This is a genomic window from Brevibacterium ravenspurgense (assembly GCF_001584615.1).
GTDB lineage: Bacteria > Actinomycetota > Actinomycetes > Actinomycetales > Brevibacteriaceae > Brevibacterium > Brevibacterium ravenspurgense.
The window spans coordinates 100,127-115,012 of record NZ_LQQC01000004.1; the positions used below are offsets into that span (position 1 = coordinate 100,127).

Sequence of the window (14,886 nt, forward strand, 5' to 3'; positions counted from 1 at the left end):
TATGAAGAAGCGCGTCTACACAGCTTGTGATTTGGAAGAATTCGCAGCCGCCTGGCCGAACCTGGGGGAGCGGACGGTGTTCTTCCTGACAGATTCAGCGGCAGCCCTGCGCGGGGACGACCTTGATTATGCCGAGTGGCGTGCGATGACGGCCGCGGCGACAGCGGCAGCCGCTTCTGCGGCTTCCAGCGGAACTGCCAGGATCGTGGCGGCTGCCGATGTTGAGGTGAGTAGTACCTCGAACGTGGATGACCAGATAGCGGTGGGTTCGGCGAGCGTTCCCGCGGCGTCGGTTGTGAGCTTCCACGTGGATGAGCATCTGCGGCACGAAAGCACGGAAGACGATCTCATCCAGCAGGACCTTCTGTGGTACGCGCCTTCTGAAATTGATCACCTGCTGGGGGACTTCCGCGGCTGAGCCGCGCAAGGTTCACTCAGAGCCGCGCGACCCTCGCTCAGCTCCGCCTCACTCAGAGCCGGCGATGGTGGCCAACCGGTCGCGGAAGACACGTTCGACCGCGGCTGCCGCGGCTTCTTCGATCATGCCGCCCAGCAGCGGGATGGAGGATTCCGCCTCGGCGTCGACCGTGATGAGCGAATGACCGTCACCCAGCCCCTCAGCGGTGATGTCGGCGGTGATGCCAAGCGGCACGCCCGGAATCTCTGCGCTGTAGGCGGCCGGTTGATCCGGGAATGCGTTCGGCACCGTGATCGTCTGCTCGAGGTGCGCCGCTTTGCTCACGAACGCGGCAGCGGCATCGGGAATGTCAAAAGAGGCCAGCGAGGCCCGGGCGTGTACGACGGTTCCGGAGCCAGTCGCTTCGACTGTCGCAGTGGACCCTTCAGCCGTCTGCCAGCTGTCCGGGGAGGCCAGAATCGAGCGGATCGAGTCGGTTTCCACCCTCAGTCGTTCACTCACGCGAATTTTCTTCATTCGGCAAATATACCGATCGCCATTCACGTCCTAGAGTGGTACCGAAAGCTTTAGACCATTCATGAGGTGATGAGCGTGACGCAGGCGCACACAGCCGAAATCGCACAGCGTTGGCAGCAGCTGTCAGGCAACCCCGGATCAGCCGCCCTTGTCAGCGCGTATTACCCGAATGTCACCGAAAGCGATTTCGAGGTGTACGGCCCAGAAGTGCTCGCGGCCACCCTCGACTACCACTTCGGTGTTGCCCAGCGCTTCGACGGCGAAGCGCCGCAGATTGACATTCACAACCCCGACGCAGAGGCCCCGGACTACACCGGCAACCGCACCATCATCGACATCGTCGTCGGTGACAAGCGGTTCCTCCTGTCCTCGATCGTCAACAAGATCTCCAGCCTCGGCTACGCCATCCGGGCCGTGCACCACCCCATCCTGCGCACCGTGCGCACCGGCGGCACCCTCGAAGTGATCGACCCCGCACAGCTGCGACAGACCACGACCGACACCTCGGCCCTGCCGATCATCTCGGCTGAGCTCAGCGAAGGCGGACAGTCGAACCCCGAATCATGGATCCACATCGAAATCGACCGGATCCCGGAAGAAGAGTTCGGCCAACTGCAGGAAACCCTCGCAAGCGTTGTCAGCATGCTCGGTGCGGCCACCCGCGACTACCCGGCCATGCGCGACCGCGCCCGGGAAATCGCGGAAGGCCTGCGCGCAAACCCGCCGGCGGAAGACCTCGCAGACGAAGCCAGCGAAGCCGCCGCGCTGCTCGAATGGCTCGATGGGCGCTTCGCCTTCATGGGGTACCGCGAATACCGGCTGAAAGAAGTCGACGGCCAGTCTGTCCTCGAACCGATTGAGGCCACCGCGCTGGGCATTTCCGCTATGCGCAGCGCCACCACCTCACCGCTGTCAGAAGCCGTTGCCGCGCATGCCTTGGACCGCCACGTGCTGGTCCTGACGAAGGCCAATTCGCGCTCCCACATCATCCGTCCTGACTACATGGACTACCTGGGTGTCAAAACCTTTGACGAAAACGGGCAGATCGTCGGTGAGAAGCGCTTCGTCGGGCTGTACACAACGTCCATGTACACCTCGTCAGTCCTCGACATCCCGGTCATCCGCGGCAAGGTCCGCGCGATCATCGAACGCTCCGGCATGTCCCGGGAATCGCACTCCGGTGACGAACTCCTGTCGGTGCTCGAAAGCTACCCGCGCGACGAAATCCTCCAGTCGACCATCGAAGACATCGAAAAGGTCGTCCTGCCGGTGGTCAACCTGCAGGAGAAGCGCGAAGCCAGCGTCTTCATCCGCCGTGACGAATACGAACGCTTCGTGTCCGTGCTCGTGTACGTGCCCCGCGACCTCTACGACACAGCTTCGCGCAAGCGCGTTGAGCGCGTCCTGCGTCAGCGCTACCGGGCTGAAAGCGTGGACTTCGACGTCCAGCTGAGCTCGTCCGCACTCGCCCGCCTGCACTTCACCGCCCGGGTGGCCCGCAACGAACCGCTTCCCGCGGTCGACTCCGCAGAAGTGGCCGACAGGATTCGGGCCGCCGTGCGGTCCTGGAGCGAAGACGTGCAGGAATTCCTCGCACCTTCGGGCACTCGTGTATCCCACAGCGATCAGGCCCGCGTGGCCCAGTGGGGCAACGCCTTCCCCGGCGCCTACGAAGAGTCCTACACGCCGCACGAGGCACTGACCGATATTGCGCGCTTTGAAGAATGCGAACGTCTGGGCAGCGCACTCATGCGCTTTGAACCGGACTCCGAATATCTGCGCGAGGCAGGCATCGATCCTGACACGCTGCCGGACGACGCAGAACTCACCCGCGTGCGCATGCTGTTCTACAAGCGCAAGCCCGCGTCGCTGTCGACCATGCTGCCGCTGCTGTCGTCCATGGGCGGCGACATCATCGACGAACGCCCGTTCCGCCTGTCGCTCGGCGATGGCACACAGCGCTACCTGTACGACTTCGGCATCGAGTTCCCCACACCCATCACGCAGGCTGATTTCGGCCGTTTGGAAGGCGCCTACCTGGCCGGGTGGATGGAAGAACGCGAGTACGGCAACCTCGACCGCCTGCTGCTGGCGGGCCTGAACTGGCGCGAAGTCGAGATTCTGCGCGCAATCGTCCGCTACCTGCGCCAGGCCTCGGTGGCCTACTCCGACAGCTACATCGCGCGTGTGCTCGCGGCCAACACAGACCTTGCCCGCGGCCTGGTCGACCTGTTCGCCGCTAAGTTCGACCCGGACTTCGCCGGTGACCGCGAAGCCGCGGTCAGTGAACTCGAAGAGCGTGTCGAAGAAGGCCTGCGCGGCCTGTCAACCCTCGATGAGGACCGCATCGTGCGCTCCATGCTGGCCTTCATCAAGGCTGTTGTGCGCACCAACTTCTACCACCCGACCGACGGCACCCTGCCGACGGCGCTCGCGTTCAAACTGCTGCCGGACGAGCTGAGCTTCCTGCCGCTGCCGCGCCCGCAGATCGAAACCTGGGTCTATTCCCCGCGCGTTGAGGGCGTGCACCTGCGCTTCGGTGCGGTCGCCCGCGGCGGCCTGCGCTGGTCGGATCGCCGCGATGACTTCCGCACGGAAGCCCTCGGCTTGGCGAAGACCCAGATGGTCAAGAACGCCCTCATCGTGCCGGCGGGCGCGAAGGGCGGCTTCTACCCGAAGGGCCTGCCGGTCGGCGACCCCGAAACTCGCGCCCAGTTGGGCCAGGCAGCCTATGAAGAGTTCATCGGCGCGCTGCTGGACATCACCGACAACCTCGATGCCGACGGCACGGCCGTCAGCCCTGAGCGCACCGTCATATACGACAGCGAAGACGCCTACCTCGTGGTCGCCGCAGACAAGGGCACGGCGCGCTTCTCCGACGTGGCCAACGCAATCTCGACCGCCCGCGGCTTCTGGCTGGGTGACGCCTTCGCCTCCGGTGGGTCGAACGGCTACGACCACAAGGAAATGGGCATCACCTCCCGAGGTGCCTGGAAGTCCACGGAGCGCCACTTCCGTGAGCTTGGGGTCAACACGGACGAAGACAACTTCACCGTCGTCGGCGTGGGCGACATGAGCGGAGATGTGTTCGGCAACGGCATGCTGCGCACACCCCACACCCGCCTGGTCGCAGCGTTTGACCACCGCGACATCTTCATCGACCCCAACCCGGATGCGGCCGCATCGTTCCAGGAGCGCAAGCGCCTGTACGACCTTCCCGGCTCGTCCTGGCAGGACTACTCGAAGGAGCTCATCTCCGCAGGCGGCGGCGTGTTCTCCCGCAGCGCCAAAGCCATCACGGTGAGTGAAGAGGCAGCCGAGGCCCTCGGAATCGAACCGGGCTCCACCTCGCCCGATGACCTGATCCGCGCAGTCCTGCGCGCCCCCGTCGACCTTCTGTACTTCGGCGGGATCGGCACCTACCTCAAGGCCACGGAAGAATCTGACCTCGACGTCGGCGACAAGGCCAACGACGCCATCCGCATCAACGGCGAAGACGTGCGCGCCCGCGTCGTAGTGGAGGGCGGCAACCTCGCCTGCACCCAGCGCGGACGCGTGGAAGCCGCCCGCAGCGGGGTGCGCATCAACACCGACGCAATCGACAATTCCGGCGGCGTTGACGCATCTGACCACGAAGTCAACATCAAACTGCTGCTCGAACAGGCCATCGCCGCAGGCGCCCTGGCCCGCGAAGACCGCAGCGGCCTGCTGCGCTCACTGCAGGATGACGTCGCACAGTCGGTGCTTGAGCACAACTACGCGCAGAATGCAGCCCTGGGCGACGCCGCGTGGAATGCCCGCGCTATGACGCAGACGCACGTGCGCCTCATGGGATACCTCGAAGAGCACGCGGGGCTCGACCGCGAAGTCGAAGCGCTGCCCACCGACGCAGAGCTGACAGAGCGCCACGAAGCCGGCGGCGGCATCACAACGCCGGAAACCGCGGTGCTCCTGGCCTACGTCAAGATGGACGCCGGCAGCCAGATCTACAACTCGGCGGTGCCGGATGAAGCGTTTATGCGCCGGTACCTCGAGAGCTACTTCCCGGCATCACTTGCCGAGCAGTTCTCCGAGGTCCTGGCCTCCCACCCGCTGGCACGCGAAATCGCGGTTTCGAACCTCGTCAACCGGATTGTGGACTTCGGCGGCATCAGCTATCTCTACCGTCTGCTGGAAGAGACCGGCACGAGTGTCGCCCACGCTGCCCGGGTCTACACGGTCGTGAACGAGCTGTTCAGCCTTGAGGCGCACCTGGATGACATCCGCACGCTCGACAACCGGGTGTCAGTCGATGTGCAGAAGCGCCTGCAGTACAACGCAGTACGTCTGCTTGACCGTGCATCGCGCTGGCTCATCCAGCAGGCGCCGGGTGAATTCGACGTGCTCAGCGCACTCGAGTACTACCAGGCCACTGTCGCTCAGCTGCGCGATCTCATGCCCTCAGTTCTGCAGGGCAAGGACCTGTCGGACTACGAAGCGAACAAGCAGGCGTACATTGACGAGGGCGTCCCGGAAGACGTCGCCGCTCGCGCAGCCGGGCTGCTCGATGAGTTCTCGCTGCTGGACATTGTGCAGATCGCCAGCCGCGTGGACCGTCCGGCACTCGACGTGGCCGCCGTCTACTACGGAATGTCGGCTCGCTTCCAGGCGGCGTCGCTGCTGAAGATGATCGGCAGGCTCGACCGCAGCAGCCGCTGGAAGGCTCTGGCGCGTGCGGCAACGCGCGACGAGTTCTACCAGGCCATGCACGGAATCGTCGTGTCTGTTTTCGATGTTTCGCACACAACAGCGCCGACGTTGGAAGACCGTGCGGCTGAGCGCATGGAGCAGTGGGAGTACACCAACCGCACGACCATGGAGCAGGTGGTGGAGCTCATTGACGAGATCAGCCGGATCGATGACCCCGGTCAGGCCCCGATTTCGGTTCTGCTGCGCATGCTGCGTTCGGTTGTCCGCTCCACCGAGTTCCAGTCTGAGGTTCGATGACGTTCACGGACCAGCTGCAGTCGGCGCCGTCGATCCGCGGGGAAGAAGACGCCGAGTGGATACACCTGCTGGTGGGGGACTGGCAGCTCATTGCCGACCTGTCCTTTGCCGACCTCGTGCTGTGGGTTCCAGAGGAAGTCGATGGTGAGGAGAGCTTCCGCATCATCGCCCACTGCCGGCCCACCACGGGGGCGACGGTGTTCCACCGCGACCAGGTGGGGGAGCGTGCTGAGCCCTTGGTGCACGATCTTCTGGCGCGCGCCTACGCGGAGGGGCGGATTGTCGCCACTCACGAGGACGAATGTGACCTGGCCGAGGTCGAAGCGGTGCCGGTTAAGCGCGATGGTCGCACGATTGCGCTGCTGACCCGCCACACGCAGGGTGTCCGCCGCGGCGGTGTCAGCAGGCTGGAGCGGAACTACCGGCTGTGCGGATCGACTCTTCTGGCGATGATCGCCGAAGGGTCTTTCCCCGGCACCGAGGCGCCGTCTGCTGCCCGCCGAGGTGAACCACGGGTGGGGGACGGCTTGGTTGTGCTGGCTCGCGAGGGCCGGGTGCGGTACGTGTCGCCGAACGGGATTTCGGTTCTGCACAGGCTGGGGCACGAAGGCGACATTGAGGGCCTCTACCTGGCTGAGATCGTGTCCGGCCTGATCAAACAGCAGCGGCCGGTCGATGAAGCTCTGCCGCTGGTGCTCACGGGGCGGGCCGCATGGCGCACCGAGGTCGAGGCGGGCCGAGTTGCCGTTTCGCTGCGCTCGGTACCGCTGTCGCGCGGTGGTGTGCGCACGGGTGCGCTTGTTCTGCTGCGCGACGTTTCGGAAATCCGCCGGCGTGAGCGCGATCTCCTCAGCCGTGACGCCATGATCCGCGAAGTGCATCACCGGGTGAAGAACAACCTGCAGACGGTGTCGGCGCTTCTGCGCCTGCAGCAGAGGCGAACGGAATCACCGCACGCCAAGGAGTCGCTTTCGGAGGCGATGCGCCGGGTCGAGATGATCTCGATTGTCCACGAGGTGCTGTCGCAGGGCATCGAAACGGAAGTCAACTTCGATGAGATCGTCGACAAGGGCCTGCGCCTGACACCGGAGCTGGCTTCACCGAACATTCGGGTGGAGGTGAGCAGGCGCGGCAGCTTCGGGCCGATCAACTCGGCTGATTCGACCGCTCTGGCTCTTGCGCTGACGGAACTGGTCACCAACGCTGTGGAACACGGCTTCGGAGGCTTCGACGAAGACGAAGAAGTTGAGGGGTCGGTGACCGTGACCCCTCGCCGCTATGACGATCGCCTCGAAGTGGTCGTCGCAGACACCGGGGTGGGCATTTCCGGGGAGCGCGGTCCGAGTTCCGGCCTGGGCACCCAGATTGTGCGCACGCTCATCACCACCAACCTCGAAGGCAACATCGAATGGCGGCCGCGCCCCGGTGGCGGCACGGAAGCTGTTATTGATGTTCCGCTGCGCGAAGGCGAATAGCTGAAGCCCGGGGCAGCCGGGGAATTCCCGTACACACGCAGAAGCGGGGACTGAGTCACTCAGTCCCCGCTTGCGCTTTGCTTGATGTCAGCGTGCTCGGCGTGCGCGTGCAGCCCGACGTTTGAGGGCGCGGCGTTCGTCTTCGCTCATACCGCCCCACACACCGGCGTCCTGACCGGAGTCAAGAGCCCACTGCAGGCAGGTTTCAGCAACCTCGCAACGACGGCAGACACTTTTGGCCTCTTCGATTTGAAGCAGGGCCGGCCCGGTGTTTCCGATGGGGAAGAAGAGCTCGGGGTCCTCATTGAGGCACGCTGCGCGGTGGCGCCAGTCCATGATGTCCTTTCGTACGGTTGCCGTTAGGCAGGCGGCTGGTGAGGGCACCAAAGCATGCCTGATCCAGGGGTGTGGATGGAGGGAGCGGCGATGCTTCGAATGGCCTGTGTTTACAGCCTGTATTAAGGGTCACACACCGGGCACGCGTACACAAGGGGTTTCTTGTGTGAACTCCATGACAACTCTGGTTGACCGCAGGGTGATGGCCGGTGCTGTTGGATGGGCGCACCCGGACCGGCCAGTTCGGTCGCCGCGGGAGTTTGCGATAATGCCCGTGTGAAGAATGTGCTTGATCCCTCGCAGAACCGTGTAGTCATCATCGGCGGTGGTCCCGGCGGATACGAAGCCGCTCTCGTCGCCGCTCAGATGGGCGGTGAAGTCATGCTCGTCGAAGCCAATCGCACCGGCGGTTCGGCAGTGTTGACCGACGTTGTGCCTTCGAAGTCCCTGATCGCAACGGCCGAACTCATGGTCGAAATGGAATCGGCCTCCCACCTGGGGCTCGTCACCTCCGGCGATTCCGACGACTACGGCCTCGACGCTGATCTGGCTCAGATCAACGCGCGCATCAAGCGGCTTGCTGATGCCCAGGCGTCCGACATCAAGCAGGGTTTGCACGAAGCGGGTGTCAAAGTCATCAAGGGCCGCGGCCGTCTGGCCGGCCCGGATCTTGTCGATGTCACCGAGCCTGACGGCACGGAGTACCAGCTCAAGGCCGACACCATTCTCGTCGCCGTCGGTGCGCATCCGCGCGAACTCGATACCGCCAAGCCGGACGGCGAGCGGATCCTCACATGGAAGCAGCTGTACGACCTTGACGAACTGCCCGAACACCTCGTGGTTGTCGGTTCGGGTGTGACGGGTGCCGAGTTCGCCTCGGCCTACCAGGCACTCGGCTGCGAAGTGACCCTGGTGTCGTCGCGAGACCAGGTGCTGCCCGGCAAGGACGAAGACGCCGCCGAAGTGCTTGAGAATGCTCTGCGCGGTCGCGGCATGAACGTTCTCAGCCGTTCGCGCGCAGCCTCTGTCACCCGCGACGGCGACAGCGTGACTGTCGAACTGGCTGACGGCCGCAAGGTCAAATGCTCCCACTGCCTCATGGCGGTCGGCTCGATCCCGAACACCGACGACCTCGGTCTGGAGGACGTCGGAATCGCAGTGGAAGAATCCGGCCACATTGGCGTCGACCGTGTTTCGCGCACCACCGTTCCCGGCATCTACGCCGCCGGTGACTGCACACCCGTGCTGCCGCTGGCTTCAGTTGCCGCCATGCAGGGCCGCATCGCCATGTGGCACGCCTTCGGCGACGCGGTTATGCCGTTGAAGCTGCGCAATGTCGCATCCAACGTCTTCACGGCACCGGAAATCGCAACCGTAGGCTTTTCGCAGGCGGACATGGCTGAAGCCGGTCATGACGTCGAAGAGCTGCTGCAGCCGCTGCCCACCAACGCGCGCGCAAAAATGCAGGGCATCAAGGACGGCTTCGTCAAGATCTACGCTCGCCGCGGATCAGGTTCCGTGCTCGGCGGTGTTGTCGTCGGTCCGAAAGCATCTGAGCTCATCATGCCGATCACGGTTGCAGTCGAAAACCGCCTGACCGTCGATCAGCTCTCAGCATCCTTTGCCGTTTACCCGTCGCTGTCTGGTTCTATTACTGAGGCCGCCCGCCGTCTGCACCAGTCGGCAGGTCTGGACTTCTGAACCGCGGAAGACCTAGCCGCAGACAGCAGAAGAGCCGCACAGCAAAGGAGCCGCACTGAGCAGTGCGGCTCTTCTGCTGTCTGTTGGTCGTGCGGCCCCGGCTCCTCGTCTTCAGCACCCGCCCGGCACCTCGGCCTTCAGCACTCACCCGGCACCTCGGCCTTCAGCACTCACCCGGCGCCTCGGCATTCAGCACTCACCCGGCGCCTCGGCCTTCAGCACCCGCCCACGCTTTAGCAACGGATCCACGCTTTAGCAGTGGTTGCTAAGGCGCACATCCCGGCTATTGGGTGTTTTTGTGCGGCTAAGGCGCAGATTCCGTCTAACGGGTGTGCCGAAAGCTGGCCCGTACGCTCGGCAGGCAGGCCTTAGGAGGCGAAGGTGATGAGCGTCGTTCCTGATTTTACGGAGGCGCCTGCCTCAACCAACACGTCGCTCACGACACCCTCGCGGGTGGCCTTGAGCGGCTGTTCCATCTTCATGGCCTCAATGACGGCCAGCGTCTGACCTTCAGATACCGAATCGCCGGCTGCCACCTCGACGGACACGATGGTGCCCTGCATGGGAGCTGCCAGTTCAGCCGATTTGTTCGAACGGCGCGATCCCTTGCGGCGCAGACGACGGGCGGGACGCTCAGCGGGGACCGCGCTGCCGTTGCCGGCAGCAGCAAGCTCCTTGGGAACCTTGACCGTCAGGCGGTGTCCGTCAACCTCGACGACAACATCGACCGAACTGGTTTCGGGACCGGTCTCACCCGGTGTTGAGGCGGGAATGTCGAAGTTCGGGACGTATTCCGTCTGCAGCCATTCGGTTGACACCGAGAAGTCGTCGGCAAAAGCCGGTTCGTTCACGAGTGCGCGGTGCAGCGGCAGAAGTGTGGCCACGCCTTCCAGGACGTATTCGTCCAGGGCACGGCGTGCACGCGCGAGAGCCTGCTGGCGGTCTTCGCCGGTCACGATGAGCTTGGCGAGCATGGGGTCGAAGTCAGAGGTGACGAAACGACCGACCTCCACACCGGAGTCCATGCGCACACCCGGGCCTGCGGGTTCGCGCAGAGCCGTGATCTTGCCGGTTGCCGGGAAGAAGTTCTGGGCGGGGTCTTCGGCGTTGATGCGGAACTGGATGGCGTGACCGCGGGGAGCGGGGAAGGATTCGGGCAGCGATTCACCCTGGGCGATCTTCAGCTGCCATGCGACCAGGTCGATGCCGGCAACTTCTTCCGTGATGGTGTGCTCCACCTGGATGCGGGCATTGGTTTCCATGAACGACAGCGTGCCGTTGTCGCCCATGAGGAACTCACACGTGGCCGCACCCACGTAGCCGACGGCGTGCAGAATGTTTTCAGTCGCCTCTGTCAGCGTGGCAACCTGTTCGTCGCTGAGGAACGGTGCCGGCGCCTCTTCGATGATCTTCTGGTTGCGGCGCTGCAGTGTGCAGTCACGGGTCGAGCCGATGAGGATCCGTCCGGCGGCATCGGCAATTGCCTGAACCTCGATGTGGCGGGGGCGGAGGATCTGCTGTTCAACCAGCACGTCGTCGCGGCCGAAAGCGGCTTTGGCTTCGCGGCCGGCGGATTCGTAGGCATGCGGCAGTTCGGCGCGGCTTGCTGCCGTGCGGAAGCCGCGTCCGCCGCCGCCGTGGACTGCTTTGATGACGACGGGGTAGCCGATTTCATCGGCCACGGCCAGAGCGTCGCCGACGTTCTCGACAGGGCCGTTGGAGCCGCGCGTGGTGGGCGCGCCGACTTCGCGGGCCACAGCGCGGGCGTTGGCTTTGTCTGCAAGACCGGCGATGGCCGCCGGGGGAGGTCCGACCCACACGAGCCCCGCATCGATGACCGCCTGCGCGAATTCGGGGCTTTCTGCCAGGTACCCGTAGCCGGGGTGAACGGCTTCGGCGCCGGAGCGTTCCGCGATTGTGAGGATGGAGTCGATGTCGAGGTAGGTTTCAGCTGCGCCGTTGCCGGGCATGAGCCAGGCGTCGTCGGCGTAGCGGACGAAGTCGGCGTCGGAGTCGGGTGTCGTGTATGCGGCGATCGCGGTCAGGCCGAGATCGTGGCATGCCCGGACAACCCGGAGGGCGATTTCACCGCGATTGGCGATGAGCACCCGCGTGAACGGCTTTGTGTTCACCGTTGCGGAAAAGGTCGACGACATTCGCTCTCCTGTGGGGATCGGGGATAGACACAGCAAATCTAGTGATAGGCACTAATAGTTTGTGTGTTGAAGACAAAAGCAGGGGAAAAGCTTTTGGCGCAAGCATTGTGCACGCGTGTCTTCTGTGGGTTGGCCTACCTGTCAGCCCGGTGCGTGCTGGGGGCCATCTACGTGACCGCTCACACGGCACCGACAGCGTCAGCGCTCACACGCTGGCACCGGACGCCCTGTTCCAAAGGGAGTGCCATTCGATGCTCAGCTGTCGGCACATATCGCGCAGCAGTGGAACCGACATGCCCAGGACGTTGGTGTGATCACCCTCGATCCTGGTGACAAAAGCGGCCCCGTAGCCGTCGATCGTGAGCCCTCCTGCCACCTCGAGAGGCTCCTCGGTTCCCACATAGGCATCGATCTCAGCATCTGTGAGTTCAGCGGTGGTGATCAGCGTGGAGCCCACGGCCTCCGCGGAGTCCTCAACAGAAGGTGCACCGCCGTCGCTCGCGCGGCTCAAGCGCGCCATGAAGATGCCGCTGTGCAGATGAGCGGTGCGTCCGCCCATGTCCCGCCACAGTGCGCGCGCCCTTTCCGGTGTGTGCGGTTTGCCGACGGCCCGCCCGTCAAGTTCCAGCATGGAATCCGATGCAATGAGCACAACCGGTTCACCGGTGCGGCCCGGCAGACTGTCAGCGGTCAGTTCGCTGATGACCGCACGGCCCTTAGCGGTGGCCAGGACGGCGGTCTGCTCAGCGGTGGTGAGTTCGCGGCCGCGCTCCTGTTCTGCCCGGGCAAGGGCCGCGTCTTCGTCAACGCCGGACACGATGACGGTCGGTTCGACGCCGGCTGCCCGCAGGATCGACAGGCGGGAGGGAGACCCGGATGCGAGGATCACTGCGGTCATACTGTGCTCTCCTGTTCTTCCCCCGCGGCTTCTTCTGCCGCACGGTTCCGAGGTGCCCGGGCGGCCTGCCTTTCCAAGGCCTGTGTGGGTGCAGGGGGAGTTGACGAGGGCTGGGAAGGATGGGCGATCGCGGTGGGGAACTCCATGACGCGGGCGGCTGTTGTGATGACACCCGAGGCGATCTGAGCGCTTCCGAAGCGGGATGGGTAGCGGCCTTCGGGTGCCAGCAGGCTCACTCGCGAGGTGCCGGAAAGCAGGTTGGTGAGGCTGATGGGGACCGCATTGGTCGACAGGGCGGCGACAGTCTGCGATCCGGCAAGAACACGCGATGAGCGGCGCAGGACTGTGCGCACGGGATTGCGCAGACCCGGCAGCCCGCCGAGGTTCGGAGTGGTGAGAACAAGGACCCTGTAGTGGCCTTCAACCTGCAGTCGGTTGATGGCGTTGGTGAGGATCGGCAGGCCGATTGTGCCTTTGACCGGATGGACCACATCGGCTGTGCCCATTGAGATAACGGCCAGGCGAAGCTGCGATCCGCCGGGTGTGCGCTCCATGGTCGCATCGGCCAGCAGCTCCGAAACCTGGGAGGCAACAGCGGAAGCTCCGACGGCGGGAACAGCAAGGCTGCGCAGGCGCACGGGTGACTGTGCCAGAGCGGCAAAGCCCCGGGCAATGCGCACAGCCGGGTGGTCGGCAGCTGTTTCCAGACCGACGCCGGACAGCCACGAATCCCCGATGACGGCAACGGCGGGCAGGCCGCTGTCCTCAGCGCTCAGCGGGCCGCGCGAGCCGTCTTCGCTCACGACGGCGGCATGGGGATATTTTCGCCGCTGTGCATCGGCGCGGAACGCGCGGCGAACACGCTTCGACTGTGCGCGCAGAATTCCCGATCCGGCTCCCACTGCAGCACCGGCTGTCGTTCCGACTGCGAGTATCGCTTTCCAGCTGTTCTTCACAATTCCACTCTAACCGTCCCGCCCACGGCGGCCTACGCACAGGACACACCTCGCGTTCGGCAAGCCGGGAGCGCTGAAACGGCGTGCAGGATATAGCCTGGTCTCATGACGAAGAAGAGCTCCAAAGAACAGCCGGGAACAGCGGTCAAGCCGCTGACCGACCCCGCTATGGCTGACGCGTACCGCTTGCAGTCGCGAAGCTACGTGCCCTTTGTGTCGCGCGGACTGCGCTTGGCCGCAGCGTGGAGCTGGCGCTCGCTTGTTGTTTTGGCAGCGGTTGCGGTTCTTCTGTGGCTCCTGGGGAAGGTCACATACGTTCTCATTCCGCTGCTTGTCGCCCTGCTCATTTCGGCGCTGCTGACTCCGCTGGTGAATTTCTTGGTGCGTCACAAGTGGCCGCGTGCAGCTGCTGCCGCGATGGTGCTGCTGAGCTTCATCCTTGTGGTGGTTGGCCTGCTTGCGCTCGTCGGCCAGCAGCTTGTCACCGGCATCATCGATCTGACGTCAACCACCATGAAGGGTGTTGACGCCATTGCCACGTGGCTTCAGTCAAACCCGCTGGGCCTGGATTCAAGCGTGATCGCACAGGCTGTTGCTGACGGAACACAGCAGGTCAACACCTTCCTCAGCGAGCAGAAGGGCAAAATCGCAACGGGTGTTGTGGGTGCTGCGACGAGTGTCGGCAGCTTCTTCGCAGGCATGCTGATTTCGCTGTTCGCCACCTTCTTCTTCCTTCTCGAAGGATCCACCATCGCCCGCTGGATCACCCGTCTGCTGCCGGTGCCGGCGCGCGAACCTGCGCTCGGAGCTGCCACTCGCGGGTGGGTGGCACTGGGCCAGTACGCCCGCATCCAGGTGATCGTCGCAGCGGTGGATGCTCTGGGCATCGGCATCGGCGCGCTCATTCTGGGTGTGCCGCTCGTCATTCCGCTGACGGTGCTGATCTTCCTGGCATCCTTCATCCCGATTGTCGGTGCGGTTGCAACGGGCATCATCGCGGTTCTGCTGGCACTGGTGGCCAAGGGATTTGTCCATGCGATCGTCATGCTTGCCATCGTCCTTTTTGTACAGCAGGTCGAAAGCAACGTGCTCCAGCCGTTCCTCATGGGCAAGGCGGTTTCTGTTCACCCGCTGGCCGTTGTTCTCGCAGTGGCCGTCGGCTCCTACCAGTTCGGCATTGTCGGCGCCCTGTTCGCCGTGCCGGTAGTCGCTTCTGTATCCGCCGCCATCGGCTATCTTGCCGAACTGTCCTCCCAGCAGATGCTCGCTGACGCTCGGCGTGAAGGCGTGATCGCCCCCGGGGAGGGCCCCGAGTTGCCGGATGATGACTCATCGACCCAGGTGGGGTCGTCTCAAGATCGTCGGCGCACCGTCATCATCTCTGACTTCAAAGAGGGCAAACCTGCTGACTGAGCCCGCTGATTCTGACTGAGTCTGTGAGGTT

Annotated in this window: 10 protein-coding genes; 5 read left to right on the plus strand and 5 right to left on the minus strand. The window is 64.2% G+C overall.

All coding sequences use genetic code 11. The annotated features are described in order from the left end of the window. Position 1: 1 nt before the first annotated feature. On the plus strand, positions 2-418 hold the full coding sequence (locus Bravens_RS01780; protein WP_019175614.1) for a DUF6912 family protein: 417 nt from the start codon (positions 2-4) through the stop codon (positions 416-418). A gap of 48 nt (positions 419-466) precedes the next feature. Here the strand turns inward: Bravens_RS01780 and Bravens_RS01785 are convergent, their stop codons facing one another. After that, positions 467-934: a DUF2505 family protein gene (locus tag Bravens_RS01785; RefSeq protein WP_082790963.1), complete on the minus strand. Its 468-nt coding sequence runs from the start codon at positions 932-934 to the stop codon at positions 467-469. Between the two features lie 69 nt (positions 935-1,003). Between Bravens_RS01785 and Bravens_RS01790 the strand changes: the two genes are divergently transcribed. Both Bravens_RS01790 and Bravens_RS01795 read left to right on the plus strand, forming a co-directional pair. Continuing rightward, positions 1,004-5,920 (plus strand): NAD-glutamate dehydrogenase, encoded by a 4,917-nt coding sequence (locus tag Bravens_RS01790; protein ID WP_062019767.1) that lies wholly within the window; start codon positions 1,004-1,006, stop codon positions 5,918-5,920. Then, a complete protein-coding gene (locus Bravens_RS01795; RefSeq protein WP_062019769.1) occupies positions 5,917-7,395 on the plus strand; it encodes a sensor histidine kinase in 1,479 nt (492 codons plus the stop codon). The genes Bravens_RS01790 and Bravens_RS01795 overlap by 4 nt, the downstream gene beginning before the upstream one ends. Positions 7,396-7,482: 87 nt before the next feature. Here Bravens_RS01795 and Bravens_RS01800 read toward each other — a convergent pair whose 3' ends face one another. Next, positions 7,483-7,731 (minus strand): WhiB family transcriptional regulator, encoded by a 249-nt coding sequence (locus tag Bravens_RS01800; RefSeq protein ID WP_019175610.1) that lies wholly within the window; start codon positions 7,729-7,731, stop codon positions 7,483-7,485. 276 nt (positions 7,732-8,007) lie between these two features. Here Bravens_RS01800 and Bravens_RS01805 point away from each other — a divergent pair, with 276 nt between their 5' ends. Continuing rightward, the gene (locus Bravens_RS01805; protein ID WP_062019771.1) at positions 8,008-9,432 is read left to right on the plus strand and encodes an NAD(P)H-quinone dehydrogenase; all 1,425 of its coding nucleotides are present in this window, start codon (positions 8,008-8,010) and stop codon (positions 9,430-9,432) included. A 368-nt stretch (positions 9,433-9,800) separates the two neighbouring features. Here Bravens_RS01805 and Bravens_RS01810 read toward each other — a convergent pair whose 3' ends face one another. The 3 genes from Bravens_RS01810 to Bravens_RS01820 all read right to left on the minus strand — a co-directional run bounded on the left by Bravens_RS01810 (position 9,801) and on the right by Bravens_RS01820 (position 13,442). Then, a complete protein-coding gene (locus Bravens_RS01810; RefSeq protein ID WP_062019773.1) occupies positions 9,801-11,588 on the minus strand; it encodes an acetyl/propionyl/methylcrotonyl-CoA carboxylase subunit alpha in 1,788 nt (595 codons plus the stop codon). Positions 11,589-11,793: 205 nt separating this feature from the next. Beyond that, complete coding sequence (locus Bravens_RS01815; RefSeq protein WP_082790964.1) at positions 11,794-12,486, minus strand: Maf family protein; 693 nt, start codon at positions 12,484-12,486, stop codon at positions 11,794-11,796. Beyond that, on the minus strand, positions 12,483-13,442 hold the full coding sequence (locus Bravens_RS01820; RefSeq protein ID WP_062019775.1) for an SGNH/GDSL hydrolase family protein: 960 nt from the start codon (positions 13,440-13,442) through the stop codon (positions 12,483-12,485). Before Bravens_RS01820 ends, Bravens_RS01815 begins: the two co-directional genes overlap by 4 nt. Before the next feature lie 105 nt (positions 13,443-13,547). On the opposite strand from Bravens_RS01820, the gene Bravens_RS01825 reads away from it, so the two are divergent. Further along, entirely contained in the window at positions 13,548-14,855 is a 1,308-nt protein-coding gene (locus Bravens_RS01825) for an AI-2E family transporter (RefSeq protein WP_062019777.1), read from the plus strand. The last annotated feature ends 31 nt before the right edge of the window (positions 14,856-14,886 follow it).